This is a genomic window from Mesorhizobium sp. CNPSo 4670, assembly GCF_057784235.1.
On sequence record NZ_JBWJFQ010000001.1, the window covers coordinates 385,504 to 410,601 of the forward strand.

26 protein-coding genes are annotated in these 25,098 nt (G+C 62.6%); 14 read left to right on the forward strand and 12 right to left on the reverse strand.

Annotated elements, in window-relative coordinates; genetic code table 11:
- Window positions 1-183: 183 nt before the first annotated feature.
- Entirely contained in the window at window positions 184-774 is a 591-nt protein-coding gene (locus AC0ZT5_RS01660) for a TetR/AcrR family transcriptional regulator (RefSeq protein ID WP_488495000.1), read from the forward strand.
- Window positions 775-1,116: 342 nt separating this feature from the next.
- On the opposite strand, the gene AC0ZT5_RS01665 is transcribed toward AC0ZT5_RS01660, so the two are convergent.
- From AC0ZT5_RS01665 to AC0ZT5_RS01685, 5 genes are all read right to left on the reverse strand, one after another.
- Complete coding sequence (locus AC0ZT5_RS01665; RefSeq protein WP_488495001.1) at window positions 1,117-2,139, reverse strand: LacI family DNA-binding transcriptional regulator; 1,023 nt, start codon at window positions 2,137-2,139, stop codon at window positions 1,117-1,119.
- A gap of 126 nt (window positions 2,140-2,265) precedes the next feature.
- Window positions 2,266-3,057, reverse strand: a complete 792-nt coding sequence (locus AC0ZT5_RS01670) for an ATP-binding cassette domain-containing protein (protein ID WP_488495002.1) — start codon at window positions 3,055-3,057, stop codon at window positions 2,266-2,268.
- Between the two features lie 3 nt (window positions 3,058-3,060).
- Entirely contained in the window at window positions 3,061-4,047 is a 987-nt protein-coding gene (locus AC0ZT5_RS01675; protein ID WP_095091975.1) for an ABC transporter permease, read from the reverse strand.
- 114 nt (window positions 4,048-4,161) lie between these two features.
- A complete protein-coding gene (locus AC0ZT5_RS01680; protein ID WP_095091864.1) occupies window positions 4,162-5,097 on the reverse strand; it encodes a substrate-binding domain-containing protein in 936 nt (311 codons plus the stop codon).
- Window positions 5,098-5,423: 326 nt separating this feature from the next.
- A complete protein-coding gene (locus AC0ZT5_RS01685; RefSeq protein WP_488495003.1) occupies window positions 5,424-6,581 on the reverse strand; it encodes a fumarylacetoacetate hydrolase family protein in 1,158 nt (385 codons plus the stop codon).
- A 243-nt stretch (window positions 6,582-6,824) separates the two neighbouring features.
- Here AC0ZT5_RS01685 and AC0ZT5_RS01690 point away from each other — a divergent pair, with 243 nt between their 5' ends.
- The 7 genes from AC0ZT5_RS01690 to AC0ZT5_RS01720 all read left to right on the forward strand — a co-directional run bounded on the left by AC0ZT5_RS01690 (window position 6,825) and on the right by AC0ZT5_RS01720 (window position 13,744).
- Entirely contained in the window at window positions 6,825-8,108 is a 1,284-nt protein-coding gene (locus tag AC0ZT5_RS01690) for an NAD(P)/FAD-dependent oxidoreductase (protein WP_488495004.1), read from the forward strand.
- An 85-nt stretch (window positions 8,109-8,193) separates the two neighbouring features.
- On the forward strand, window positions 8,194-9,078 hold the full coding sequence (locus AC0ZT5_RS01695) for an ABC transporter permease (RefSeq protein WP_488495005.1): 885 nt from the start codon (window positions 8,194-8,196) through the stop codon (window positions 9,076-9,078).
- Entirely contained in the window at window positions 9,075-9,944 is an 870-nt protein-coding gene (locus AC0ZT5_RS01700) for an ABC transporter permease (protein ID WP_488495006.1), read from the forward strand. The genes AC0ZT5_RS01695 and AC0ZT5_RS01700 overlap by 4 nt, the downstream gene beginning before the upstream one ends.
- Window positions 9,929-10,993, forward strand: a complete 1,065-nt coding sequence (locus AC0ZT5_RS01705) for an ABC transporter substrate-binding protein (protein WP_477283797.1) — start codon at window positions 9,929-9,931, stop codon at window positions 10,991-10,993. Before AC0ZT5_RS01700 ends, AC0ZT5_RS01705 begins: the two co-directional genes overlap by 16 nt.
- A gap of 174 nt (window positions 10,994-11,167) precedes the next feature.
- Window positions 11,168-11,776 (forward strand): cupin domain-containing protein, encoded by a 609-nt coding sequence (locus AC0ZT5_RS01710; protein ID WP_477283795.1) that lies wholly within the window; start codon window positions 11,168-11,170, stop codon window positions 11,774-11,776.
- A complete protein-coding gene (locus AC0ZT5_RS01715) occupies window positions 11,766-12,851 on the forward strand; it encodes an ABC transporter ATP-binding protein (protein ID WP_488495007.1) in 1,086 nt (361 codons plus the stop codon). Before AC0ZT5_RS01710 ends, AC0ZT5_RS01715 begins: the two co-directional genes overlap by 11 nt.
- Before the next feature lie 539 nt (window positions 12,852-13,390).
- Window positions 13,391-13,744, forward strand: coding sequence for a SnoaL-like domain-containing protein (locus AC0ZT5_RS01720; protein ID WP_488495008.1), 354 nt, complete (start codon window positions 13,391-13,393; stop codon window positions 13,742-13,744).
- A gap of 97 nt (window positions 13,745-13,841) precedes the next feature.
- Here the strand turns inward: AC0ZT5_RS01720 and AC0ZT5_RS01725 are convergent, their stop codons facing one another.
- Genes AC0ZT5_RS01725 through AC0ZT5_RS01735 form a run of 3 tightly spaced genes read right to left on the reverse strand, consistent with a single transcriptional unit; the run spans window position 13,842 to window position 15,243 of the window.
- Entirely contained in the window at window positions 13,842-14,321 is a 480-nt protein-coding gene (locus AC0ZT5_RS01725; RefSeq protein WP_488495009.1) for an SRPBCC family protein, read from the reverse strand.
- Window positions 14,318-14,674 carry an ArsR/SmtB family transcription factor gene (locus AC0ZT5_RS01730; RefSeq protein ID WP_488495010.1) on the reverse strand — a complete coding sequence of 119 codons (357 nt, stop codon included), beginning with the start codon at window positions 14,672-14,674 and terminating at the stop codon, window positions 14,318-14,320. The genes AC0ZT5_RS01725 and AC0ZT5_RS01730 overlap by 4 nt, the downstream gene beginning before the upstream one ends.
- Complete coding sequence (locus AC0ZT5_RS01735) at window positions 14,671-15,243, reverse strand: dihydrofolate reductase family protein (RefSeq protein ID WP_488495011.1); 573 nt, start codon at window positions 15,241-15,243, stop codon at window positions 14,671-14,673. Before AC0ZT5_RS01735 ends, AC0ZT5_RS01730 begins: the two co-directional genes overlap by 4 nt.
- Window positions 15,244-15,397: 154 nt before the next feature.
- Between AC0ZT5_RS01735 and AC0ZT5_RS01740 the strand changes: the two genes are divergently transcribed.
- Window positions 15,398-15,754: an ArsC family reductase gene (locus AC0ZT5_RS01740; RefSeq protein WP_488495012.1), complete on the forward strand. Its 357-nt coding sequence runs from the start codon at window positions 15,398-15,400 to the stop codon at window positions 15,752-15,754.
- A gap of 246 nt (window positions 15,755-16,000) precedes the next feature.
- Here the strand turns inward: AC0ZT5_RS01740 and AC0ZT5_RS01745 are convergent, their stop codons facing one another.
- From AC0ZT5_RS01745 to AC0ZT5_RS01755, 3 genes are read right to left on the reverse strand one after another with little or no spacing between them, the layout of a single operon-like run.
- The gene (locus AC0ZT5_RS01745; protein WP_488495013.1) at window positions 16,001-16,357 is read right to left on the reverse strand and encodes a DUF488 domain-containing protein; all 357 of its coding nucleotides are present in this window, start codon (window positions 16,355-16,357) and stop codon (window positions 16,001-16,003) included.
- Window positions 16,358-16,378: 21 nt separating this feature from the next.
- A complete protein-coding gene (locus AC0ZT5_RS01750) occupies window positions 16,379-17,635 on the reverse strand; it encodes an aminopeptidase (RefSeq protein WP_488495014.1) in 1,257 nt (418 codons plus the stop codon).
- A 26-nt stretch (window positions 17,636-17,661) separates the two neighbouring features.
- A complete protein-coding gene (locus AC0ZT5_RS01755; protein WP_488495015.1) occupies window positions 17,662-18,630 on the reverse strand; it encodes a LysR substrate-binding domain-containing protein in 969 nt (322 codons plus the stop codon).
- A gap of 95 nt (window positions 18,631-18,725) precedes the next feature.
- On the opposite strand from AC0ZT5_RS01755, the gene AC0ZT5_RS01760 reads away from it, so the two are divergent.
- The 3 genes from AC0ZT5_RS01760 to sbmA all read left to right on the forward strand — a co-directional run bounded on the left by AC0ZT5_RS01760 (window position 18,726) and on the right by sbmA (window position 21,745).
- Entirely contained in the window at window positions 18,726-18,887 is a 162-nt protein-coding gene (locus AC0ZT5_RS01760) for a hypothetical protein (protein ID WP_488495016.1), read from the forward strand.
- Window positions 18,888-19,212: 325 nt separating this feature from the next.
- Window positions 19,213-20,370 carry a YbfB/YjiJ family MFS transporter gene (locus AC0ZT5_RS01765; RefSeq protein WP_488495017.1) on the forward strand — a complete coding sequence of 386 codons (1,158 nt, stop codon included), beginning with the start codon at window positions 19,213-19,215 and terminating at the stop codon, window positions 20,368-20,370.
- Window positions 20,371-20,485: 115 nt separating this feature from the next.
- On the forward strand, window positions 20,486-21,745 hold the full coding sequence (gene sbmA / locus AC0ZT5_RS01770; protein WP_488495018.1) for a peptide antibiotic transporter SbmA: 1,260 nt from the start codon (window positions 20,486-20,488) through the stop codon (window positions 21,743-21,745).
- 30 nt (window positions 21,746-21,775) lie between these two features.
- Here sbmA and AC0ZT5_RS01775 read toward each other — a convergent pair whose 3' ends face one another.
- Window positions 21,776-22,783: a polysaccharide deacetylase family protein gene (locus AC0ZT5_RS01775; protein WP_488495019.1), complete on the reverse strand. Its 1,008-nt coding sequence runs from the start codon at window positions 22,781-22,783 to the stop codon at window positions 21,776-21,778.
- A 191-nt stretch (window positions 22,784-22,974) separates the two neighbouring features.
- Here AC0ZT5_RS01775 and AC0ZT5_RS01780 point away from each other — a divergent pair, with 191 nt between their 5' ends.
- Both AC0ZT5_RS01780 and der read left to right on the forward strand, forming a co-directional pair.
- Window positions 22,975-23,640, forward strand: coding sequence for a tetratricopeptide repeat protein (locus AC0ZT5_RS01780; protein ID WP_095091881.1), 666 nt, complete (start codon window positions 22,975-22,977; stop codon window positions 23,638-23,640).
- Entirely contained in the window at window positions 23,637-25,076 is a 1,440-nt protein-coding gene (gene der / locus AC0ZT5_RS01785) for a ribosome biogenesis GTPase Der (protein WP_488495020.1), read from the forward strand. The genes AC0ZT5_RS01780 and der overlap by 4 nt, the downstream gene beginning before the upstream one ends.
- Window positions 25,077-25,098: the final 22 nt, after the last annotated feature.

The following is a 25,098-nucleotide window of genomic DNA, read 5'->3' on the forward strand; positions in this document are numbered from 1 at the left end:
AACTGCAATTGTTCGCCCATCTCGCTGAGGTCCCTCTCGATCTGGCAGGACCAGTTCACGGTCTTGTGATTGACGGAGGGCGACATAGGTGTTACCAGTAAGTAACATTCGTGACGTTACAGACCGGTAACACCCTAGTCAAGAGGCGTACCGAGGGATTTTTGGGAAACCAAGGAGGTTTTGATGGAAGACGGCACTGTGGAACGCGTTCGCCCCCGGGACAGGATCCTGGAGACGGCGCAGGACATGTTTCACAAGCATGGCATCAAGGGCGTCGGCATCGACGCCATCACTGAGGCCGCCGGAACCAACAAGATGACGCTCTATCGTCATTTCGATTCCAAGGACGATCTCATCATCCAATGCTTGCGCGCCACCGCCTGCAAGGCGGGTGCGATCTGGGAGAAATTCGAGATTCAGCATCCTGGCGACAAGCTGGCGCAATTGCATGCCTGGGTTCACATGGCCGCCGATTGCCTGACGGCTGACGGTCGCGGCTGCGATATGGCCAACGCCGCCATCGAGTTGACCGACGCGGATCATCCGGCCCGGCGCGTCATCAAGGAACTCAAGGAAGCCCAGCGCGATCGCCTTGTCACGCTGTGCCGGGATGCCGGCATCGGCCAGGCCGAGTTGCTTGCCGATACGCTGTCGCTTCTGCTTGAAGGCGCCCGTGTCAGCGTTCAAAGTGTCGGTACCGAAGGCCCCAGCGCGCAGTTCGTGCGCATGGCGGAAGGGCTGATCGTCTCCTTCCGCGGCACTGCAGCCGGCTGAATTCTTCCCGGCGGCAGCTACGCTCCCTGTTCGATCTCGTGACCGAGAATGAAAGATGCATCACGTCCTCCGGCGTGAGCGCCATTGCAATCGCCACTGACTGGAACGAAAAAAGCCCGCTGCCGGGAGGAGGTGGCAGCGGGCTCGATTTCGAGTGTGGCGCGGGAGGAGGTGCACCCCACTCAGCGTCGGCATCGCATCTGGGAGGAGTAGATGGCCGACAACCGCAAATTAGGGGTTGCCCAATGATTCGGCAATCGTGGATCGTGCATAGCAGCTGTGCAGATTCGCTGTATCACCCGCGAAAGTTGTCGAGTGTGACCGGAAAAGCTCAGGCAGGCTTCACTGCACCGGAACGTTTTCCCTGAAGATCAAGCGCGGCTCGATGAACTTCCGCGTCAGATAGGGCGCCGAGGATGCAATCGAGCCGAGCAGGCGAATGACCGACTGCTCGGCGATCAGCCTGGCATTCTGGTCGATGACGACATCGAGCAGGTCGTCGACGAGATAGCCCCGCGTGTCCTTGGTAAGGTCGTGACAGATGAACACCGGCTTGCGGTTCGGCCTTAATTCCCGGATCGCCTTTGCAACGCCCGTATGTCCGGCTCCGACGCAATAGATGCCGAGCAGTTCGGGTTCATTCTGCAGCGCCTTCATGGTCTCGGCATAGCTGACGTCGGGCTCGTCGTTGATCTCGACCGCGCTGCTGACGGTCAGGTTGGGAAACTCCTCGTTGAGCACCGAGCGGAAACCCATTTCGCGCTCTTCATGGCCGCGATAGGAGCGCGAGCCGACGACCATCGCCAGATGGCCGGTTCGGCCGCCAAGGAAGCGTCCCATCAACAGCGCCGCCGTTCGTCCCGCCACCCGGTTGTCGATGCCGACATAGGCCGATCGCGGTGCGGCCGGAACATCGGACACCAGCGTGACCAGCCGCATGCCGGCGTCGACGATGTCGCGCAGAATGTTGCGTGTGCGCGGATGATCGACGGCGATGACACCGACGCCATTGGCCCGGAGCGAGAGGTTTTCGACGGCGATCTGTAGCGCGTTCGGCGAGATGCCGGCGAGGTTGTGGATCCGGCACGAGGCGACAAGCGGCAGCCGCGCGGCGTAGTCCTCGATATGTCCGGCGAGATCGCGCATGAAAGCATTGCTGCCGATCGGCAGCAGGAATTCGAGATGCGCGGGCCGCGAGGGCAGCGTCACCTGATCGGCGACCGGCAGGTAGCCGAGCTGCTTGGCGGCCTCCATGACGCGCTGCCGGTTGGCGGCACTCGCACCTGGCCGGTTGTTGAGCACCCTGTCGACCGTTGCGGTCGACAGCCCGCAATTGCGGGCGATATCCGAGACGGTGGCTTTCATGCCATGACCCTATGTGCCGATGCGATGCCGCGCCAGACCAGCGATGTGATTTGAGGTGACGGCTGATTGCCGCCCATCAGCCGGACCGTCTTTCGGCGGCCTCGACAAGACGGCTTCCGCCCGTCCTTAGTGCGATGGCTTGCCTTCGGCGATGGCATCGCGGATTTCCTTGTCCGACATGCCGGTGATGATCCGCTCGACTTCCGCTACGCTGGTCTTCTTCGGGTCGATGTCGTCGGCAACCACCTTGCCCCGGCGCATGACGACGATGCGGTCGACCACCTGGAAGACGTGGTGGATGTTGTGGGCGATGAAGATGCAGGAATGGCCGGAATCGCGGGCGTTGCGCACGAAGCTCAGCACGCCCTGTGTTTCGGCGACGCCGAGATTGTTGGTCGGCTCGTCGAGAATAATGAGGTCGCTGTCGAAATGCATGGCGCGCGCGATCGCCACCGCCTGGCGCTCGCCACCGGAGAGCGAGCCGATCGGTGTCGTCGGCGGGATGTTCTTCGAGATGCCGACCTGTTTGAGCAGGTCGCGGGCGACCGTGTTCATGGCCTCCTGGTCCATCCGGTTGAGGAACCGCGGCGGCTTGATCGGCTCGCGCCCGAGGAACAAATTGCGGGCGATCGACAATTGCGTGACCAGCGCAGAGTCCTGGTAGATCGTCTCGATGCCGTGGGCGATGGCGTCGCTGGTGTTGCGCAAGCTCACCTTCTTGCCGCGGATGAAGATGTCGCCGCTGGTCAGCGGAACGGCACCCGAGAGCACCTTGATCAGCGTCGACTTGCCGGCGCCATTGTCGCCGAGCAGGCCGACGATCTCCCGTTCATTGACATGGAAACTGGCGTCCTCGAGTGCCTGCACGCGGCCGTAGGACTTGCGGATGTTCTGCATGCGGATCAGTGGCTCGGCCATGGTTCAAGTCCCTGCCTGATGCCGGCGTTCCAGCCATGAATGGAGCGCCATCATGCCAAGGATGATAGCCCCGATGAAGATGTTGTAGGCAAGGCCGGGCACGCCGATCAGCACGATGCCGTTGCGCATAACGCGCAGGATCAGGATGCCGAGCACGGTGCCGATGATCGTGCCGCGCCCGCCGGTCAGCGCCGTGCCGCCGATCACCACCATGGCGATGACCTCGAGCTCATAGCCGGTGCCGCTGTTTGGATTGGCGGCCGACGTGCGCAGCGAAGAGATGACGCCGGCAAGCGAGGCCATCAGCGATGACAGGACGAACAGGCCGATCTTGACGCCGCTGACATTGACGCCGCGGGCGCGCGCCGCATTGGGATTGCCGCCGGCCGCCTGGATCCAGTTGCCGGTGCGGCTTTGCGTCAGGACATAGCCCAGCGCAATGGCCGCCGCGATGAACCAGAACAGCGACATGTAGATGCGGAACGGCCCGATGAAGAAGTCGCCGACCAGCGCCTCCGCCAGCCAGCTGCCTTCGGCGCTCCAGGTGCGCTGCGGAAACCCGTCGGTGACGAAAAGGGCGGTGCCGCGCACCACCAGCAGCATGCCGAGCGTCACCAGGAAGGACGGGATTTTGAGCTGTGTGACGAACCAGCCATTGACCAGCCCGATGAAGGCGGCGACCAGCAGCGCTGCGACAAAGCCAACCTCCAGCGACGTGAGGCCGCTGTTGAACAGCGTCCACATCAGCACCGGTGAGAAGCCGAACAGCGAACCGACCGAAAGGTCGAACTCGCCCGATGTCATCAATAGCGTCATCGCCAGCGCGATCAGGCCGAGTTCGACCGTGAAGGCCAGCGTGTTCGAAATGTTCTGCGGCGACAGGAAGTCGTGGTTGATGCTCCAGAAAACGGCGATCTCGATGACGAGCAGCACCAAGGGGCCGAATTCAGGCCGCGCGATCAGGTGTTGGATGAGCGAACGATTTTCCACGAGCAACCCGCGATAGGATTGGAAAGGCTGAGCCTTGCACAGCGAAGGGCTCGGCGAAAATGGAGAAGTCAGTCGCGACCGCCGGGGCAGTCGCGACTGTTTGAGTTCGGGATTTTATTTGCCGGAAAGGATCTTGTCGTAGACCGCGGCGGTATCCTTTTCGTAGAGCGCGCCGGTGATCACGTTGAAGCCCGGAGGAATCCCGGCAGCGGCCATGTTGGCCAGGGAGAGGGCGACATAGCTGGTCGCCTGCGGGTCCTGCCACTGGCCGGCATTGACATAGCCGTTCAGCACTTCCTGGGTGGTGTCGAGCGAGTTGCCCCAGCCGACAACCGGAATTTCACCCGGCTTGATGCCGACCTGGTCGAAGACCCGCTTGATCGAGCCGGTGACCAGGTCGCCGAGGCCGATGATCGCCTTGACCTTGGCCTTGTTGGCGGTGAGGTAGTCGACCATGCGGTTGATCACTTCGGCCTGGTCGAGCGTCGCTTCGGTGATCTCATAGGTGATGCCGAGCGGACCGAAGACGCTCTTGATGCCTTCCTCTTCCTGGACGCCATAGGTGGCGCCGGGAACCTCGACCGGCATCCAGACGAAGTCACCTTTCTTCACCAGGCCCTTGTCGACCAGATACTGCGCCCAGTGCTTGCCGAAGGTGACATTGTCACCGCCGACATAGGCGTTGAAATTGGCCTTGGGATCGGGCGTGTTGAAGTTGATGATCGGGATGTTGGCCGCGCGGGCTTCCTTGACGATCTCGACAAGGCTGCCCGGATCGGGGCTGGTGGTGACGATGCCATCGGCCTTGGCGGAGAGGGCGGCGCGAACCGCTTCCTGCTGCGAGGCCACGTCGCCATTGTGGAACGAGGTGTTGACGGTGTTGCCGGTGTCCTTGGCCCATTGTTTGGCGCCGGCCAGGAAGTAGGTCCAGACCGGGTCAGCCGGGCCGCCATGCGAAATCCAGTAGAACGTCTTGGCCTGTGCCGCTGCCGGAACAATCGTCAGCGCCACCAACAGGCCATAGAGAACGAGTCTTAGCCGTGTCAGCATTTGATTTCCTCCCGTTGTAGATGGTCAGTTCCGAATCCGCCCCTTGTTCCGGCGACCGCCGGATCGCGTCTTTGCCAGCGCCGGTTGGATGCGTCAGAGCATTCCCTTTTTCGACGGATGGCAAGCCTCCATCTGCAGATGTAGTGGGCGCCTGACGGGGCGCTATCAATGGTCCCATCAGATTGCATCAGTTGCGGTGGTTTTTCGCGGCGGTCGAAAGGGTTGGCGTCGACGATGCGCCGGCGCCGACGTGGATCACTCCAGCGTCAGCCGCCGCACCTTGGCGGTCGGAATGCCGGCACGGACGGTTTGCGGCCAGAGGCCGGCTAGATCAGCTCGGCCCCGGCGAGTTCGCGCATCAGATGGCTGGCGCCGTAGGTCCAGTGCGGGCAGTCGGGTGACAGCCGCACCCGGTTGACCAGCGCGCCGAATTTCTCCGACGAGATCGTGACAATGTCGCCGACCTTGTGGGTAAAGCCCTTGCCCTTTTCGCCGCGATCCTTCGACGGCACGAACATGGTGCCGAGATAGAGCGCCAGCCCGTCGGGATACTGGTGGTGCGGACCCATGGCGGCGGCAACCAACTCTTCCGGCGAGCGGCTGATCTCGGCCATCGAGCTTGCGCCCTCCAGCGAGAACCCGTCCTCGCCTTCGACCTTCAGGCGCACGACGGCCTGCTTGACGTCATCGATCGAGAATGTGTCGTCGAACAGGCGGATGAAGGGGCCGAGCGCGGCCGAGGCATTGTTGTCCTTGGCCTTGCCGAGCAGCAGCGCCGAACGTCCCTCGACGTCGCGCAGATTGACGTCGTTGCCGATGGTGGCGCCGACGATCCTGCCGCTGCCGGCGGCGATCATGGCGATCTCGGGCTCGGGATTGTTCCAGGTCGACACCGGGTGCAGGCCGACATCGGCGCCGAAGCCGACCGAGGCCATCGGCTGGCACTTGGTGAAGATCTCGGCGTCGGGACCGATGCCGACTTCCAGATATTGCGACCAGGCGCCGCGTGCGATGAGCTTGGCCTTGATCTCCATCGCTTCTGGCGAACCGGGCTTGAGCTTCGACAGATCGTGGCCGATCAGCCCGGCAATGTCGGCGCGGATGGCGTCGGCCTTTTCCGCCGAACCGCGCGCCTGTTCCTCGATCACCCGTTCGAGCAGGCTGACGACGAAGGTGACGCCCGAGGCCTTGACCGCCTGGAGGTCGACCGGGGACAGCAGATACGGCTTTTTCGCATCGCGCGTGGCCTCAAAACTGTTGGCGGCGACGGCATCGAGCGAGCCGATCGGCTTGCCCTTGGCCGACCGCACATGGCCGGCGGGATCAGGCATCCCGCAGACGTCACGCACGGTCGGTGCCGTGCTCGACGTGATGTCGAAGACCGTGCCATCGCGCACCGTGACCACCATGGGATACGGAACATCACTGCTCCTGGCGCGGCCGAGAAAAAGGCCTTCAGCGGGCAGGTGTGTTGGATTGGTCATGGCGTTCGGTCCTCTGAAATGATCGACAATGCGGGCTGGCCGCATCGGCGCGGCACCTTCACCGGATTCCGGTCAAAGGTCTATCCCGTTGGTTGCCAATCTGCATCGCCGCATTCGATCGGCAAGTACCAGGCCCGAACGGTCCGTTGGCGTTGGTCCAAATATCAGGGCTGAAATCGCTATTTCAAAACTGTGAAATTCTGACTAGAGTTTTCATTCATCATAGCGCATCCAGGTGACCCTTTGCCCGCACCGTTCTCCGATCCCGTCTGGCGCAAGCCGCAAGCGGCCTCCAGGTTCCAGTCGCTGTTTGCCAGTGGCGGACGTGTAGATATCGTCATTGTCGGTGGCGGCATCATGGGTCTGTCGACGGCTTTGCATGCGGCCCGCCTTGGCATGTCGGTGCAAGTGCTGGAGGCCGGCGAAATCGGCCAGGGCGCTTCCGGGCTCAACGGCGGGCAGGTCATTCCAGGCCTCAAATACGATCCGGAATGGCTGCTCGAGCATTTTGGCCCGGAGCGCGGCGAGGCGTTGGTCAATTTCGCCGCTTCGACCGCTAATGCCGTGTTCGAACTGATCCGCGATGAAAAACTGGCGGTTCCCTTCGTCCGCAATGGCTGGATCCAGGCGGCGCACACCGAGGCCGCGCTGAAGGCGGCGGCAAACCGTGACCGGCAATGGCGGGCGCGTGGTGCCGACGTCAAGCTTTTGGGTGAGGCCGAGATCGCCGCGATGACCGGCGCTCGAGGGTATCTCGGTGGCTGGCTCGACCGCCGCGCCGGTGTCATCGATCCGCTCGCTTACACATCGGAACTGGCCCGGGTCGCAGCGGCGGCCGGTGTCGGGATAGCGGAACGCCAGAAGGTCGCAAGGCTCGTCAATGCCGCCGGCGTTTGGCGTGTTTCGACCGAAAGCGGCGCTGAATTGCAGGCAAGGGCGGTCGTGCTGGCGACCAACGCCTATACGGACGGTTTGATCCCTGGCCTCGCCGGGACGATCGTGCCGCTGCATTCCTTCCAGATCGCCACGGCACCGTTGCCGCCCAAGCTGGCGGCCACGATCCTGCCGGAAGGGCAGGCGGTGTCGGATTCGCGTCGCATCCTCGTCTACTACCGCAAGAGCGCCGACGGCCGACTGGTCCTTGGCGGGCGTGGCCGCATGGCCTTGCCGACGAGCCCGGGTGACTGGGCGCATCTCGAGCGGGCGCTGCGGCGGCTCTATCCCATGCTGTCTGGTGTCGCCATCGAGAAGCGCTGGTTCGGCCGGGTGGCGATGACGCCGGACCACCTGCCGCATATCCACGAGCCGGAGCAAGGCCTTGTCGCCGTGGTCGGCTGCCAGGGGCGTGGCGTCGGCCTGATGACGGCGCTTGGCGAGCGCATCGCAACCTATCTTTCCGGTGGCGACGCCAGGCAGTTGCCGTTCCCGCTCTCGCCGATCCGGCCGATCCCGTTCCACGCCTTCCGGCAGGTCGGGGTTGCCGCGACCATCGCCTGGTATCGCCTGCTCGACGCGCTGGAGCGTTGACGCGGCAGGCCAGCGGGATTCCGCTTGACAGTTTCATGAATATGAAAAATCCTTAGGTAATTTCAAAATTTCGATGAGCAGGTCGATGTCGACCAGTGTTGCAGCACAAGCGCCAGAGGCCCGGTCTTCATCGGGCTTCCGGGTCGCGATGTTGCTGCCGGGCGCGCTGGTCACCTTCCTGCTGATCCTGTTTGCCCTCGGCCTTGTGATTTTCCTTGCCTTCCGCAACAATGACGGTTCGCTGCTCGGCACAGGTTTCAGCCTGGCGAATTTCGCCACCGTGCTGTCCGATCCGCTGTACTGGACGGTGACGCTGCGCTCGCTGATCATTGCCGCGCTGGTCACGCTGGCCACCGTCGTCACCGCATATCCCGTCGCCTACTACCTTGCCTTCCATGCAGAGCGCCGGCGCGGCCTGCTGCTGTTCCTGGTGACGCTGCCGTTCTGGACCAGCTATCTCCTGCGCGTCTTCGCCTGGAAGATCGTGCTCGCCTACAATGGCGTCTTGAACTCGGCGCTGATCGAAAGCGGCATCTGGTCCGAGCCGACATTGGCCTTTCTCAACACGCCGGCCGCTGTCGTCGTCACGCTCGCCCACGCCTATGCGCCGTTCGCCATCCTGCCGATATATGTGGCGCTGGACACCATCCCGAAATCGCTGATCGAGGCCGCTTCCGATCTTGGCGCCAGACCCTTCACCTCTTTCCGCCGGGTCGTGCTGCCCAACTCGATGCCGGGCGTGCTGGCGGCCGCACTTGTCGTCTTCGTGCCGACGGTCGGCGACTACGTCACGCCGGCGCTCGTCGGCGGCCCGGCCAGCACCATGATCGGTACGCTGATCCAGGCTGAGTTCGGCAAGGCCAACGACTGGCCGTTTGGCGCCGCGCTCGCCGTTGCCGTCATGCTGGTCATCCTGGCCGTGGTGCTGGTCGCGCGCTTCACCGACCGCAGATTTGGCAGCCGCACATGAGCATCGCGCACACACAAGGTGGCGGCCGCTGGCTTGGCGTATACGTCATCGCCTACCTGGTCTTTCTCTATCTGCCGGTGCTGCTGATCCCGCTGTTTTCCTTCAATAACTCGGTCCAGGCAGCGTTTCCGCTACAGGGGTTCACCTTGCAATGGTACGCGACGCTGTACGGCAATTCGGTGCTGTCCGGCGCCCTCGTCAACAGCCTCGTCATCGCTACGGTTGCCGCCACGGGGGCAACGCTGTGCGGCATCACCGTGTCCTACATGGACCTCTACGGCCGCTCGCCGCTGGCTGTCACCATCAGCGCCGTCGCACGGCTGCCGATCCTGATCCCCGGTGTCATCGTCGGCATATCGCTGCTGATCCTCATCAACCTCATCGGTCTCGGGCCGTCGCGCATTGCCATCGTTCTCGGCCACATACTGGTGGCACTGCCAACGACGGTGGTGATCATGCGCAGCCGCTTTGCCGCCATCCCAAAGACCATTCGCGAGGCGGCACTCGACCTCGGCGCTTCCGACTGGACGACCTTCCGGCGGGTGATGCTGCCGCTTAGCCTGCCGGCCATTGTCTCGGCTTTCATGCTGGCTTTCCTGATCTCCTTCGACGAATTCATCGTTGTGTTCTTCCTCGCCGGCACCGAGCCGACGCTGCCGCTCTACATCTGGAGCCAGCTTAGGTTCCCGAAATCGCTGCCGACCGTCATGGCGCTCGGCACGTCGATCCTGGCCGTCTCCTTCGTCATCGCTGCAATCGCCGAAATCCTGCGCCATCGCGGCCTGTCCGCAGCGGCGCCACGACCCGCGGATCCATCACAACCAAAACAAACCAAGAGAGGAGAACTGCAATGGCATTCGACCTGATATCTGGAAAGATGGCCCGGACCGGCCTGGCCGCCCTGGCTTTGGCGCTGTCGTCGACCGTCGCTTTCGCCGGCGACAAGCTGCAATACTTCACCTGGTCGGGTTATGAACTGCCCGACTTCAACAAGAGCTTCCTTGCCGCGCATCCCGATGGCGTCGAGGCCTCCATCTTCGGTGACGATGATGACGCCTTCACCAAGGTCAAGGCCGGCTTCCGGCCTGACATTGCGCATCCCTGCTACGACAAGGTGGCGCGCTGGAACAAGGAAGGCCTGCTGCAGCCGATCGACACCAAGCGCATCAAGAACTGGGATTCGATCTTCCCGGTGTTCAAGAACCTGCCCGACCTGCAGGCCGGCGACGGCAAGGTCTGGATGGTGCCCTGGGACTGGGGCAACACCTCGATCCTCTACCGCACCGATCTGGTGAAGAACCCGGAAGCGAGCTGGAACCTTCTGTGGGACAAGCAGTATGCCGGTCGCATGGCGACAATCGACGCCGTGCATGACACGCCGATCGTTGCGGCACTTCTGGCCGGCGTCAATCCGTTCGACATGACGCCGGAGCAAATGGACAAGGTGGCGGAGAAGCTGCGCGAGCAGCGTCCGCTGCTTTCCAACTACACCACCGACATGACCTCGGTCGAACAGGCGCTTGCGAGCGGCCAGCTGGTCGCCGCCATGACCTGGAACGCTTCGGCCACCTCGCTAAAGAAGCAAGGGGTGCCGGTCGAGTTCATGAAGCCGAAGGAGGGCATGCTGACCTGGTCCTGCGGATTCGTCATGCTCAAGGACGCCAAGAATGTCGATCTCGCCTATGATTTCATCAACAGCCGGCTGGACGCCGACTCGGGCAAATACCTGATCGAGTCCTATGGCTATGGCAGTTCGCTGAGCTCTGCCTTTGCCACCGTGCCGAAGGAGGAGTTGGAAAAACTGCAGCTGCCGTCCGACCCGGAGGTGATGCTGAAGACCACGATCTTCACCGGACCGATGAAACAGAATGACGACCTCGCCAAGATGTTCGAAAAGGTCAAGGCAGGCGGCTGAGCCTGGCTTTCCCTTCTCCCCTTGTGGGAGAAGGTGTCGCCGAAGGCGACGGATGAGGGGTGCTCCAGCTAGCACCGGCGGCAATCCTGCCAACACCCCTCATCCGTCTCGGCGCTGTGCGCCGATCCACCTTCTCCCACAAGGGGAGAGGGAAGACCAAACGAGGACGAATGCATGGACATGCTGGACGAAGCGGCTGAAAAGCCGAAGGACGATGCCGATGTGCGGGTTGGCCGGCGCGTGCGGGCGCTGCGGCTGGAACGCAATCTGTCGCTGGCCGATCTGGCCGCCAGGGCAGGCGTGTCGATCGGCGCGCTCAGCCAGATCGAGCGTGGCATGTCCTCGCTGCGCGTCAAGGTGATCTGGCCACTCGCGGCCGCCCTCGATATCGAGCCGTCGGCGCTGATCGCCGACGGCGACGATGCCGTCAGCGATCTCTATTGCGTGCGTGCCAACAGCCGTCGTGCCATTCCGGTGAAGTCCGAAGGCATCGCCAAGGCGCTGCTGTCGCCGCCGGGTGCGACGCTCACCGGCATGCTGGTAACGGTTGATGCCGGCGGCGGCACCGCCGAGGCCTATGCCCATGCCGGCCATGAATTCGGCTTCGTCGTTTCAGGCGAGGTCGAACTGGTGGTGGATTCGACGAACTACGTGCTGAAGACCGGTGACAGTTTTGCGTTCAAAAGCACGCTTTTGCACGCCTTCCGCAATCCGGGCGCCGAGCGCTGCCAGATACTCTGGGTCAACACCACCAAGCCGTCCGAGGTTCGCGATGGCGCCTGATCCTCTCGTCCGGTTGCAGGCGGTCTCGAAGATCTTTCCCGGCGGCATTGTCGGCCTCGACGCCGTCGATCTCGACATTGTCCGCGGCGAGTTTCTCACCTTGCTTGGACCGTCGGGCTGCGGCAAGACCACCAGCCTGCGAGTCATCGCCGGCTTCGAAAGCCCGTCGAGCGGCAAGGTGCTGCTCGACGGCCGTGATATCACGGCACTCAGGCCGTACGACCGGCCAGTCAACACCGTGTTCCAGGACTACGCGCTGTTTCCGCATATGGACGTTGCCGAGAATGTCGGCTTCGGCCTGTCCTTGCGAAAACTTTCCGGCGCCGAGCAGGCAAAACGCGTCGGCGAAGCCCTCGATATGGTCGGTCTGGCCGACAAGCTCGGCGCCCGCGTCTCCGAACTGTCGGGCGGCCAGCGCCAGCGCGTCGCGCTCGCCCGTGCCATCGTCTGCGAGCCGCGTGTGCTCTTGCTCGACGAGCCGCTGTCGGCGCTCGACGCGCATCTGCGCGAACAGATGCAGGTCGAGTTGAAGCGGCTGCAGTCGCGGCTCGGCACCACCTTCGTCATGGTCACCCACGACCAGACCGAAGCGCTGTCGATCTCCGATCGCATCGTCGTCATGAACAAGGGCCGCATCGAGCAGATCGCGCCGCCGGCAACGCTCTACGATCGGCCCGCCACCACATTCGTCGCCAGTTTCATCGGCACCATGAACCTATTGCAGTCGCGTTTTATCGGACGCGATGGCGACCGCTTGCGGTTCGCCGCCGGTGCCTTGCCGCTGGAAGCGACCTCCGAAACCGGCGAGGCTCCCGCCGAAGGCACTATCCGCACCGTCGGCGTGCGGCCGGAGGATTTGCTGGCGGCCACCGAGGCGGCACCCGGCACGGCGCCGGCCCGCGTCAACAGCATCGTTTTTCACGGCCGCACTCTGCGCCTGCATGCCGAACTCGGGCAGGGCGCCCCTGTTGTCATCGACGCGCCGCGCCAGGCCGATGGTTTTCAATTCAGCGTCGGCGATGTGGCGCATATCAGCCTGCGCCGCGGCGCCAACTGCCCTATGCTGCCAGGCTAGTTTCAAGGACATTCCAGAACCGGAGCACTGCGGGTGAGCAGTCATCTGGACTGCTTCACCGACGGCAAATGGGTGGCACCCGTGGTATCGGAGACGCTTGATGTGATCTCCATCCACCGAAGAGGCCTACACCAGATCTCCGTCGGCTCGAAGGGCCGATGTCGACAAGGCCGTGGCCGCCGCTCCTCGAGGTCAAGGGCATCGTCGGCAACGGGGCGTAGGCTCGGAAATTCCACGCTTGACTCGAAACGAAGTTCCTGTTTTGTTCTATATAGTACAAGGCAGGAGCGTTCTTTTTGCGGGCGTATGCGTATGTATCTGCAAGGCGAATTCGACTTAGGCATTCCAAAGCCGTCATGGTGGCCTAAACGGCCGGCCGCTGAGCGCGATGTGATCCGCCGATCGCTCCTCAAATCGTCGTCATATACCCCGCGCGATATCATCATCCTGACATGGCTTGTCAGCTACCAAGCGGATTGATGATGGCAGGCCAACAAGCTGTCCCCTACTTGCAATGCGTCTGAACAGGAGGAACACAAATGACCATCGCGGAAATTGCAAAGGATTTCACCGAACTCCTACAGCAAGGCGACCACCAGGGTGCTGCTGAGAAATACAATGCCGACGATATCGCCAGCTACGAAGCCATGGAGGGGCCGATGGCCGTCTCCCATGGCAAGGAGGCCCTCAAGCAGAAGGGCCAGTGGTGGCAAGAGAACCACGAAGTCCATGGCGGCTCGGTCGAGGGCCCATACGTCAACGGCGACCAGTTCGCCTTGCGGTTCAAGTTTGACATAACGCCCAAGGCTACCGGCGAGCGCGTCACCATGGATGAGGTCGGCGTGTACACGGTCAAGAACGGCAAGATCACCGAAGAGCGCTTCTACTACTGAAGCCGGAAATACCAGCGGCTCCCGGGAGCTTGCTCTCTTCGCTGGTTTGCAAATAGGCATGGCGGTCGGGACGATGGCCCGGCCGCAATGTGAGAGCTCAGATCGTTTTCACGTACTCTGCCAGCTGATCCGCCACCGTGCCCCAGCCATCGAAGAAGCCCATCTCTTCATGGTTCTTGCGGGTCGCCTCGTCGCGGTGGATCGCGGTGGCGGTGTAGCGCGTACCCCTGCCGTCCGGCTGCAAGGAAATGACCGCGGTGATGAACGGCTCCCCTGACGGCCGGTAGCCCGGCAGCAGCGCATCCGTCCACACCAGCCGCTCGTTAGGCACGATTTCCAGATAGCAGCAATGGCGGTCGTTGACTTGCTTGCCATCAGGCGACTGCATGCGCGTGCGAAACAGCCCGCCCGGCCTGAGGTCGATCTCGCAGTCGGTGACCATCCACGGCTTCGGCGTGAACCACTGCTTGACATGGGCTGGGGTCGTCCAGGCTTTCCACAACAACTCGCGCGGCGCATCGACAACACGCTCCAGCACGAGGTCCAGTCTGGGATCCGGCTTGAACGGATAGCTCATGCGTCTTTCTCCTTCAGGGTCATCACATAGGCGTCGAACTGGTCGAGGCGGCGTTCCCACAATGCGCGCTGTTCGGCGAGCCAGTTTTCGGCAAGCTTCAGCGGCTCAGGCGCCAGTTGATAGGTCCTGACCCGGCCGTTCTTTTCCGAGCGCACCAGTCCGCAGCCTTCGAGAACCCTGAGATGCTCGATGAAGGAGGGCAGGGCCATGTCGAAGGGCTGCGCAAGTTCGCTGACCGAGGCGGGGCTGCGGTTCAGCCGCTCCACCACGCGTCGCCGCGTCGGGTCGGACAGTGCGCGGAAGATGCCGTCGATTGGTGGCGGTGTTTGTGTCGCGGATTGCAGACTTGTCATGGCGATGACCGCTCGACACGATAGGTGAGCACCACGGCGCCGTTGGCGAAGGAGCGTGTGTCGACCAGCCTGAGGTCCGTCGCGTCCTCGGTCCTGTCGAAAAGCTGCGCGCCGCTGCCGAGTATGACCGGGAACACCATCAGCCGGTATTCGTCGACAAGGTCGTGGTGCCTGAGCGCCTTGACCAGTGTGCGGCTGCCGCCAACGACGATATCGCCTTTCAGATCCTGCTTGAGTTTGCGGATCGCGGCCATCGGTTCGCCTTGAAGGACCGTCGTGTTGTTCCAGGCCGGGGCCTTCACCGTCGTCGACACCACATATTTCGGCATGCTGTTCATCCGGTCCGCAAAGGCGCCTTTGTAGATCGGCCAGGCGTCGGCGAAGCTTTCATAGGTCACCCGGCCGATCAGCAGCGCCTCGTGGTCCAGTACCTCTTGGAATTTGTACTCGATCTGTCCGGCCTCGTGCCGTTTACCGACCCAGTTGGTGTGCCGGTAGCCCGGCTCGCCTCCCGGCGCTTCCATCACGCCATCGACGGAGATGAATTCCGATACAACGATCCTGGCCATGGTCATTCCTTTCCGGCTTTGACCATTACTTAGGAAAATTCCTTAGTGTTGGCAACAGCCAATATTCGAAGGACGCCAACCAGGGGTGCTGGCAAAGCGGGAAGGGCGGTTCTAGGCTGCGAGCGGATTCGACTGTCAGTTTGGGGAAGTACGCTTGACGATCACCATGTACGGCATCACCACCTGCGACACGATCAGGAAGGCGCGCGTCTGGCTGGAGAGCCATGATCTTGCGTACCGGTTTCACGACTACAGGGCGGAAGGGCTAGAGGCGAAGCGGCTGGATGGCTGGGTCGGCAAGGTTGGCTGGGAAATTCTGCTCAACAAGGCAAGCACGACCTTTCGCGAATTGGCCGACACGGACAAGCAGAACCTCGACGAGAAGAAGGCCAAGGCGCTGATGCTGGCCAAGCCGACCATGATCAAGCGACCGGTGCTGGACCTGGGTGAGAGGATTCTGGTCGGCTTCAAGCCGGATGTTTATCAGCAGGCGGTGGGCAGTTTTAAGTAGGAGCAGCAGGACGGCGAAGCTGCCGATCTCCCCCCTCGCGGGGGAGATGGCCGGCAGGCCAGAGGGGGGTGGGAAGGATCGCCAACCGTCGGCCGACTTATTCCAAAGGGGCCTATCGAAGCACGTGGCCGCAATTGCAATTAGTTGACAGACCGGAGGGAAAGCACCCCCCCTCTGCCCTGCCGGGCATCTCCCCCGCAAGTGGGGAGATCGGCCAATCGCCATCGTTGCAGGAATAGGCGCCCTTCAATCCGACTTTCTGAGATACGCCGCCAGCGCCACCGCATTGTTGTGCGCTTCGTCATGCGCACCATAGAGCAGCGTGACCTTTCCCTTGTCGAGCAGCGCACGCAACTGCCCGACCACCTCTGCATTCCCGTCCAGCTCAGCCCGATATCGCTTCTGAAACTCCGCCCAGCGCCCCGGCGCATGGCCGAACCATCCGCGCAGGCCGTCGCTCGGTGCGATCTCCCTCAGCCATAGCGCCAACACGGCCTCTTGCTTGCTGACGCCGCGTGGCCAGATCCGGTCGACCAGAACCCGTTGCCCATCGTCGGGCGCCGGCGGCTCGTAGATCCGCTTGACCGCCAGGTCGAAGGCCATCTGACGCTCCTCAAGTGCCTGTCAGGCCCACTCGCCCTTGCGCATCACCGGCACGCGGGCGCCGTCCTTGTGGACACCGTCTATGTCGATCTTGTCCGAGCCGATCATCCAGTCGATGTGGATGAAACTCTTGTTGCCGCCGCGTGCGGCGATCTCGTCCTGGCTGAGCGAGGCGCCATCGACGAAGCACTTCGAATAGCACTGGCCGAGCGCGATGTGGCAGGCGGCGTTCTCGTCGAACAGCGTGTTGAAGAACAACAGGCCGCTGGCCGCGATCGGCGAGGAATGCGGCACCAGCGCCACTTCGCCGAGACGGCGCGCACCCTCGTCGGTGTCGAGCACCTTCTTCAGCACGTCCTCGCCCTTCGAAGCCTTCGCTTCGACGATCCGGCCCTCCTCGAAACGCACCGAGATCTCGTCGATCAGCGTGCCCTGGTAGGACAGCGGCTTGGTCGAGGAGACATGGCCCTCGACGCGCCTGGCATGCGGCGTGGTGAAGACTTCCTCGGTCGGGATGTTCGGGTTGCAGGTAATGCCGTTCTTGGCGGTCGAGGCGCCGCCCATCCATTCGTGGCCGTCCGCCAGCCCGACGGTCAGGTCGGTGCCCGGCCCGGTGAAATGCAGCGCATGGAAATTGTGGCCGTTGAGCCATTCGGTGCGGCCACGAAGTGCTGCATTGTGCGCCTTCCAGTTGCCGATCGGGTCATCGACGTCCACCCGCGACGCCGCGAAGATGGCGTCGGCGAGCTTCGCCACGGCAACGTCGTCGGCATCATCTGGGAAGACCTGCCTGGCCCAGGCGAGATCCGGGTAGGCGACGATGTTCCAATTGATGTCGAAGCCGGTGATCTTCTCAAGCGCCGGCTGATAAGCCATCGAATTCGCCTTGTTGGCGCGCGCCACTTTCGCCGGATCCTGCGCCGACAACAGCGACGGATCCTCGCCGCGCACGGCAAGCCGCGCTGCATTGTTGGCGAAGGCCTTCGCCATGCCTTCATAAAGCCAGCCGGCGGCACGGTCGAAACTGGCATCGGCGCCGAAGCGATAGCGCGCCAGCGTCATCTCGTCGTCGTTGAAGATCGGCGTCACCAGCCCGGCGCCGGCCTTGTAGGCATGCTCTACGATCCGCCTGGTCAGCGGCAGCGCCGCGATCGATGACGTCAGCACCAGGTCCTGGCCGGGTTGCAACTGCAGCCCGACCTTGATGGCGACTTCCGCCAGCCTGTCGAGCTTCACCGGGTCGATCGATGCGGCAACGCCGCGCGAATGTGTGGTCATGATCCTGCCTGCCGTAGTTTGATGTCTCACTCTACATAGACCGGTGCCACGGTGCTTTCCACCGCGATCCCACCGGTAGGTGCGGTGGCCGCATTCGGCGACCCGAACTGTGCCATCGTCGCCTCGATCTCTTCCTTGATCCAGACCTTGAAATCCCGGACCTTGCGGTTTTCGGCCTTGGCCGAGGAGGTCACCAGCCAATAGCCGAGGCCGCTCTGGGCGCGGATTCCGAACGGCGCCACGAGCCGGCCGTCGGCCAGCGCATCGGCGGTGAGCAATTGCCAGCCGAGCATCACGCCATGGCCGGCGATCGCCGATTCCAGGCACAGCATCGGATCGGTGAAGCGCGCGCCCTTCAGGAAGGTGACGGGCGGAACGCCGGCTGCCTCGAACCAGCTTTCCCAGTTGATCATGGCCCGCTCGTCGGTGATGGCGCAGGTCTGGGCAAGGTCCTCGATCGATTTCAGTTTCCCGGCGATAACCGGGGCGCAGACCGGAAAGACTTCCTGGGCCAATAGCAGTTCCGCCCTCCCACCCGGCCATTTGCCGTCGCCGAGCCGGATGGCGATGTCGATATCGGAGTGATCGAGATCGGCGAGCCGCACCGAAGCATCGATACGCAGCAGCACGTTGGGATGCCGGGCAAAGTGACGTGACAGCCGCGGCAGCAGCCACTTCGAGGCAAAGGCCGGCGCCACCGAAACCACCAATGTGCATTGCGTCGCCTCGTCGGCCAACGCCACGGCGTGAGCAAGCTCGCGAAACCCCGCACCGAGGCGGGCAGCGAAGACGGCGCCGAACTCGGTCAGCACGAGACCGCTCGCCGTTCGCTCGAACAGCGCCTGGCCGAGCTGCTTCTCGGTGCGGCTGATCTGCTGGCTGACGGCGCTGACGGAGACGTTGAGTTCGCCGGCGGCGGCCGCGAGCGAGCCGAGACGGGCGACGGTTTCGACGGCGCGAAGGCCGTTGAGATGGACGCGATTGAGCATGGCCATTTGAGTTTTTCTAAACCGATCCGGCTGAAATCTCAATTGAAAGACACATCGGAACGGCACACTTTACGGAGGGAGCCAGACCCGTGGAGCCGAAAATGCTGAGCATGTTGTCATCGCTTAAGATCTTTTTCTCGATCCATGCTCCGCAAGAGCCAAGCCAGGAGAGCGTGACACAGAGATGGCTGACCGATCCGCTTTCGCATCCTGTGCTCAACACCATGTCGGAGCGCGAATTGGCTGACGTGCCGTTAGGCTGACGGCTCGGCGGACGGTGCACGAGACTGCTTCATGGCATGCCGGTTTCGGTGGATGCTGCTGAGAGCCTGTTTGGAAATTCTACTCTGGCGGCCATCTGATGGCGTTTTCTGCGCTTCCGTTGCTCACGGACCAAATGTCCGCTGCGCTACGGTTCTCGAAACCACCACCATATGACTCGCCAGAGCGAATTTCGAAGCAGTCTCTAAACGGACGTCTCGCTTTCCCGTTTAAGCAAAAGTCGAGGCGAGCGCCGCGCACTGCGACCGCGCTGGCCCAACCAAAGGTGGATTGTTTCACCGCCTCGCGCACTTATTGTGCACTGCAATGACAACCACCTCGACAGCACTGCGTTTCGCCATCGCCGGCATGATCGCCATGGCTGTTGCCATGGGCATCGGCCGCTTTGTCTACACGCCGATCCTGCCCGGCATGATGGAGGAACTCCATCTCTCGCCGGCCGATGCCGGGTGGATCGCCTCCGCCAACTATCTTGGCTACCTCGTCGGCGCGCTGGCGGCAGCGGGCGGTTGGGCGCAGGGACGTGAACGCATGCTGATGCTGGTGGGTCTCGGCGCCAGCACTGCCCTTGCTGCGTTGATGGGACTGTCCGACACCATGGTCGCCTTTCTCGTCATCCGCTTTCTGGCCGGCCTGACCAGCGCCTTCGTCATGGTGTTCATGGCCAGCATCGTTTTCAGCCATATAAACGCTGCCGGCCGCGGCGACCTGCAGGCGTGGCATTTTGGCGGCGTTGGCCTCGGCATTGCGGTGTCCGCGGCGATGATGGCCGCGCTGGTCGCCGAACATGCCGGCTGGGCGGCAGGCTGGCTCTGGTCGGCGGCAATTTCGGCTTGCGGTTTCGTCGTCGTGGCGCTGTTGGCGAACGAGGGCCCACTCACCCATGGCGACGCCACGCGCGAGCCGGCGCTGCCGAAGGGCTGGTCGCTGATGAAGATCATCGTCGCCTACGGCCTGTTCGGTTTTGGCTATGTGGTGACGGCCACGTTCCTGGTCGCCATCGTCCGGCAAGGTGGCGGCAGCCGCGTTTTCGAGGCGATGGTGTGGATGGTCGCCGGCCTTGCCGGTTTTCCCTCCACCTGGCTCTGGCAGAAGGTCGCTGGACGGATCGGGCTTTACGCAGCCTATGCGCTGGCATGCTTCATCGAAGTTGCGGGCGTCACCGCCAGCGTGGCCATCGGCGGACGCACAGGGCCGCTGCTTGGCGGCCTGCTGCTCGGCGGCACCTTCATCGCCATCACGGCACTTGGCCTGCAGGCCGCGCGGCAACAGGCGCCAAGAGCGCCGCGGCGTATCTTCGCCCTGATGACGGCGTCCTTCGGCCTTGGCCAGATCATCGGCCCGATCGCCGCCGGGTTGCTGGCGCAAATGTCAGGCGATTTCTTCCTCGCATCGATCACCGCCGCAGTGATGTTGGTCGTCTCCGGCGCCATCACATGGTCGGCCGCGCCAAAATCGCCATGATTATGGGTTTGCTCGATGCCGGGCATCGGGCACGGGCATTTTCTTTCCAACTAATGTGTGACTTTATGCCCGCCGATATCAGCTGATTTGCGCATAGATCGAGGAATTCCCCACAGTGTTCGTATCCTTCTTCCCGCAGCCGAAGCTTTTTTTCTCTTCGGCAGCCATCTGGAGCCTTGCGGCAATCCTTTTCTGGTTTTTCGGCGGGGAGCAGTTGGGCGCGGTTTTCGGACTGCCCACAGCTGCTGCCGACGCACCACCAATCGTCGGTATCGCCGTCCTCGCGTCGAAGCCATTCCTCTGGTTCTACATCTATTTCACTGTCTGTGTTGGGGTTTTCTACGCGTTCTGGCGCCTATACGCACCGCACCCTTGGCAGAATTGGTCGATCCTTGTAGCGGCTTTGATCCTGTTCTTGATCTATTTCAATGTGCAGATCAGCGTCGCCGTTAACGACTGGTACGGCCCTTTCTTCGACTACATCCAGGGGCTGATTTCCAAAACGATCGAATCGACCAATGCCGAGTTTTACGCCCGGCTGGCCACGTTCGCCTGGTTGGCGCTGGTTGGTATGAATGTCAGCGTGGTCAATGCCTTTATTGTCAGCCATTGGATCTTCCGTTGGCGGATGGCGATGAACGAACACTTCATGACGAACTGGCCCAGGTTGCGCCATATCGAGGGTGCCTCTCAACGCGTTCAGGAAGACACGATGCGTTTCGCTCAAATCATGGAGGATCTCGGCACCAGCTTCGTGCAGTCGATCATGACGCTGATTGCGTTCCTTCCGGTCTTGATCAAACTTGAGGTCCATATCAGCGAATTGCCAATAGTCGGCGCTATTCCTCATCCCCTTGTGGTTGCCGCGATCGCCTGGTGCGTGTTCGGAACCATTTCAGTAATGATCGCCGGCTTGAAACTACCCGGCCTCCAGTTCCGCAATCAGCGCGTCGAAGCAGCTTACCGTAAGGAGCTGGTCTATGGAGAGGATCACGCTGACCGTGCTCAGCCCGCTACGGCAGCGGAATTGTTCAACAATGTTCGCCGAAATTACTTCAGGCTTTACTTCCATTACATCTATTTTAATGTGGTTCGTTACACCTATTTGCAAGCCGACAATATCTTCTCATTCCTTGTGATGGGGCCGTCGATCGTGGCGCACAAGATAACACTTGGCGTCCTGAATCAGATCCCGAATGCCTTTGGCAGAGTGACGAGCTCGCTGCAGTTTCTGCTCACCTCCTGGTCGACCATCGTCGAGCTGCAATCGGTCCACAAACGCCTGCGCGCCTTTGAAGCGACGCTGCAAGGCGAGCCGCTGCCGCCGATCGATCAGCGCTACCTGGAACGGCAAGGCGCCGAGGACCCGGCCTAAAGAGCTGAGGTTTGGAACCGGGTTGGTGGATCAGCCGCCGACCGATGCTTGCTTTTGGGCAGCATCCTGCCGCGAAACATAGTCGCGAAAACTGATGCATTCGACATCGGCCTTGACGCAGACCTCGCCGGCAAAACGCTCCAGCGCGTTCCAGTAGGCGCCGTCATTCATCAGGGCGAAGTGGAAGCCGAGTTCCAGCGGAATGCGCTTGCCCTGATATTGCGCATCGAAGGCGGCGCGAAAGGCATCGTAGGTTCGGTTGGCGAACTCGTCCGCCTTGCTCGGCCGCTCGAAGCCGCCGGAATGTCTGACATAGAGATTGTAATCCATGGCGATCACCGGCCTCGATTTCGGTCCTTCCGGAATCTGCGGCAGTGAAAAGTGCAGGATGCCGTGGCTGGCCGTCGGCCTGGCAGGGCCCTGCGAGACGCCGCTGGCGTCGAATTGATAGCCGGCCGCCGGCAGCGCCTCGTAGAGCGCCTTGCCTGTCGACAAATACGGCGCGCGGAAACCGACCACCGCATGCCTTGCGAAATCGCGCCAGCCCTCCGGCTCGGGCGCGATGCCGTTGATCGCATAGGCGTTCTCGAGAATGTGCTCGAACGAGCCGAACTCCTTCAGCCAGTCGGCCTTGCTCCAGTCCTTGCCGTCGAAATGGCCGCAGCCATGGCTGGCGATGTCCTGACCCTCATGAGCGGCAAGTCCGATCTGCTCGAGCCGTTCGCTCACTTCCTGCTTGGAGGTGGCAAAGCCGATGTTGGATTTGCCTGATGTCTTGCCGGGCGCCGTGTATTCCTTGCGCGTTTCCGGCGACAACAGGAACACACAGGACACGAAATAGGTGAAATGCGCGCCGGTGCGCTGCGCCAGCGCGCGGCTGCGCTTCCACTGCGAAATGTCGCGAGCGCTGTCGAACGAGATGATGACGACCTGCCTGGGCTTTGCCGGCGTCGGTGGCGCCGGCGGATCGGCCAAAGCCCCGCCGGCAGTGGCGAGCGAAGCGAGGGAAAACGCAACAGCGCGGAGCGGACGATACATCGGCAATCTGATCTTAACTCGGAGGATGTCTGGAAGCCGGCTATCGCGCAAATGTGGCGCGGGTGCGATTGGCCTTTTGGGCAGCCTGTCCTGGGAATAGGCGATTTTCCCGTCGAACCCCTTCCATGCCGACAAAATTTCGCTAAAACGCGGGCTGACAACGGCCCGCCAGGGCAGGAATGGTTTGATTGATGTCCGACGACAGTTTTATCCGTGAAGTCAACGACGAGATGCGTCGCGAACAGGCGCAGAAGCTATGGGACCGTTTCGGTCCCGCCTTGCTTGTCCTCGCTATCCTCGTGGTGCTCGGCACCGCCGCCTTCGTCGGCTATCGCTATTGGGACGAGACGCGCGCCAACCGCTCCGGCGATGCGTTCTCGCAGGCGCTGAAGCTTGCCAATGACGGCAAGAACGACGAAGCGCTGACCGCTCTCGACCAGTTGGAGAAGGATGGCTACGGCGCTTATCCGCTGCTCGCCCGCATGCGCGCCGCGACCGTCAAGGCCAGCAAGGGCGACGTCGACGCCGCCGTCAAGGACTTCGACGATGTCGCCGCCGACACGGCCATTCCTTCAGGCATTCGCGACATGGCCCGGCTCAGGGCAGCGCTCCTGCTTGTCGATCATGGCTCCTTCGCCGATGTGTCCAGCCGTGTCGAGGCGCTTACGTCGGACACCAACACGCTGCGCCACACGGCGCGCGAGGCGCTCGGTCTTTCCGCCTGGAAGGAAGGCAAGACCCAGGATGCGCTGAAGCTGTTCGACCAGATTGCCGCCGATGACGGCGCCCCGCGCAACACCCGTGAGCGGGCAACCTTGATGTCCGAGCTTATCCGCGGGTCGGGCAGTGCGTCGTGACCTTCAAAGTCGCCATCATCGGCAGACCTAACGTCGGCAAATCGACTCTTTTCAATCGGCTGGTGGGAAGGAAGCTGGCGCTTGTCGACGACACGCCGGGCGTCACCCGCGATCGCCGCGTTCATGCCGCCAAGCTTTACGACCTGCATTTCGACGTCATCGACACCGCCGGCTTCGAGGATGCCGCCGCCTCGACCTTGCCCGGCCGCATGCGGGCGCAGACCGAGATTGCCATCCGCGAGGCCGACCTGATCTTCTTCACGGTCGATGCCAAGTCCGGCCTGATGCCCGATGACAAGACTTTCGCTGAGATCGTGCGCAAGTCCGGCAAGCCGGTCGTTCTGGTCGCCAACAAGGCCGAGGCAAAGGGCGCCCAGGGCGGTATGCTGGAGGCTTGGGAGCTCGGCCTCGGCGAGCCGATCCCGGTGTCGGCCGAACACGGCCAGGGTATGCCCGACCTGCGCGACGCGGTGATCGGCGCGCTTGGCGAGGCACGCGCCTTCGGCGAAGAAGAGGATGGTGTCGGTGAGGAAATCGCCGCCGGCGAGGTGCTGATCGGCGAGGACATCGTCGACCCGGATGCGGAAGATGTGCATTGGTATGACGACACCAAGCCGATGCGCATCGCCGTCGTCGGCCGCCCGAATGCCGGCAAGTCGACGCTGATCAACGCGCTGATCGGCGAGGAGCGGCTGTTGACCGGACCGGAAGCCGGCATCACCCGTGATTCCATCTCCGTCGATTGGGACTGGCATGGCCGCCGCCTGAAACTGTTCGACACGGCCGGCATGCGCCGCAAGGCCAGGATCCACGAAAAGCTGGAAGTGATGTCGGTGCAGGACGGCTTGCGCGCCATCCGCTTTGCCGAGATCGTCATCATCGTGCTCGACGCCACCATTCCTTTCGAGAAGCAGGATCTGCAGATCGCCGACCTGATCATCCGCGAGGGGCGGGCGCCGGTGATCGCCTTCAACAAATGGGATCTGATCGACCATCCGCAGGAGCTTCTGGCGGAGCTACGCGAGAAGACCGAGCGGCTGCTGCCGCAGGTGCGCGGCATTCAGGCGGTGCCTGTCTCGGCCGAAACCGGGCGCGGCCTCGACAAGCTGATGGATGCGGTGCTGAAGACCCACAAGGTGTGGAACAGCCGCGTCTCGACCGGCAAGCTCAACCGCTGGCTGGAAAGCATCCTGGCGCATCACCCGCCGCCTGCCGTCGCCGGCCGCCGGCTGAAGGTCAAATACGTCACCCAGGCCAAGACGCGGCCGCCGGGCTTCGTCGTCCAGTGCTCGCGGCCGGATGCGATGCCGCAATCCTATGTCCGCTATCTCTCCAACAGCCTGCGCGAAGCCTTCGATATGCCCGGCGTGCCGATCCGCATTGCGCTGCGCACCTCGGACAACCCGTTCGCCGGCAGGGCCAAGAAACGCAGCTGAGCATCGCTGCCCCTCTGGCTCC

Coding starts and splice junctions, on each gene's coding strand:
- AC0ZT5_RS01660 (WP_488495000.1), top strand. CDS start 184: ATGGAAGACGGCACTGTGGAACGCGTTCGCCCCCGGGACAGGATCCTG.
- AC0ZT5_RS01665 (WP_488495001.1), bottom strand. CDS start 2,139: ATGAAAGCCACCGTCTCGGATATCGCCCGCAATTGCGGGCTGTCGACC.
- AC0ZT5_RS01670 (WP_488495002.1), bottom strand. CDS start 3,057: ATGGCCGAGCCACTGATCCGCATGCAGAACATCCGCAAGTCCTACGGC.
- AC0ZT5_RS01680 (WP_095091864.1), bottom strand. CDS start 5,097: ATGCTGACACGGCTAAGACTCGTTCTCTATGGCCTGTTGGTGGCGCTG.
- AC0ZT5_RS01685 (WP_488495003.1), bottom strand. CDS start 6,581: ATGACCAATCCAACACACCTGCCCGCTGAAGGCCTTTTTCTCGGCCGC.
- AC0ZT5_RS01695 (WP_488495005.1), top strand. CDS start 8,194: ATGTCGACCAGTGTTGCAGCACAAGCGCCAGAGGCCCGGTCTTCATCG.
- AC0ZT5_RS01700 (WP_488495006.1), top strand. CDS start 9,075: ATGAGCATCGCGCACACACAAGGTGGCGGCCGCTGGCTTGGCGTATAC.
- AC0ZT5_RS01705 (WP_477283797.1), top strand. CDS start 9,929: ATGGCATTCGACCTGATATCTGGAAAGATGGCCCGGACCGGCCTGGCC.
- AC0ZT5_RS01710 (WP_477283795.1), top strand. CDS start 11,168: ATGGACATGCTGGACGAAGCGGCTGAAAAGCCGAAGGACGATGCCGAT.
- AC0ZT5_RS01715 (WP_488495007.1), top strand. CDS start 11,766: ATGGCGCCTGATCCTCTCGTCCGGTTGCAGGCGGTCTCGAAGATCTTT.
- AC0ZT5_RS01720 (WP_488495008.1), top strand. CDS start 13,391: ATGACCATCGCGGAAATTGCAAAGGATTTCACCGAACTCCTACAGCAA.
- AC0ZT5_RS01725 (WP_488495009.1), bottom strand. CDS start 14,321: ATGAGCTATCCGTTCAAGCCGGATCCCAGACTGGACCTCGTGCTGGAG.
- AC0ZT5_RS01730 (WP_488495010.1), bottom strand. CDS start 14,674: ATGACAAGTCTGCAATCCGCGACACAAACACCGCCACCAATCGACGGC.
- AC0ZT5_RS01735 (WP_488495011.1), bottom strand. CDS start 15,243: ATGGCCAGGATCGTTGTATCGGAATTCATCTCCGTCGATGGCGTGATG.
- AC0ZT5_RS01745 (WP_488495013.1), bottom strand. CDS start 16,357: ATGGCCTTCGACCTGGCGGTCAAGCGGATCTACGAGCCGCCGGCGCCC.
- AC0ZT5_RS01750 (WP_488495014.1), bottom strand. CDS start 17,635: ATGACCACACATTCGCGCGGCGTTGCCGCATCGATCGACCCGGTGAAG.
- AC0ZT5_RS01755 (WP_488495015.1), bottom strand. CDS start 18,630: ATGGCCATGCTCAATCGCGTCCATCTCAACGGCCTTCGCGCCGTCGAA.
- AC0ZT5_RS01760 (WP_488495016.1), top strand. CDS start 18,726: ATGCTGAGCATGTTGTCATCGCTTAAGATCTTTTTCTCGATCCATGCT.
- AC0ZT5_RS01765 (WP_488495017.1), top strand. CDS start 19,213: ATGACAACCACCTCGACAGCACTGCGTTTCGCCATCGCCGGCATGATC.
- AC0ZT5_RS01775 (WP_488495019.1), bottom strand. CDS start 22,783: ATGTATCGTCCGCTCCGCGCTGTTGCGTTTTCCCTCGCTTCGCTCGCC.
- AC0ZT5_RS01780 (WP_095091881.1), top strand. CDS start 22,975: ATGTCCGACGACAGTTTTATCCGTGAAGTCAACGACGAGATGCGTCGC.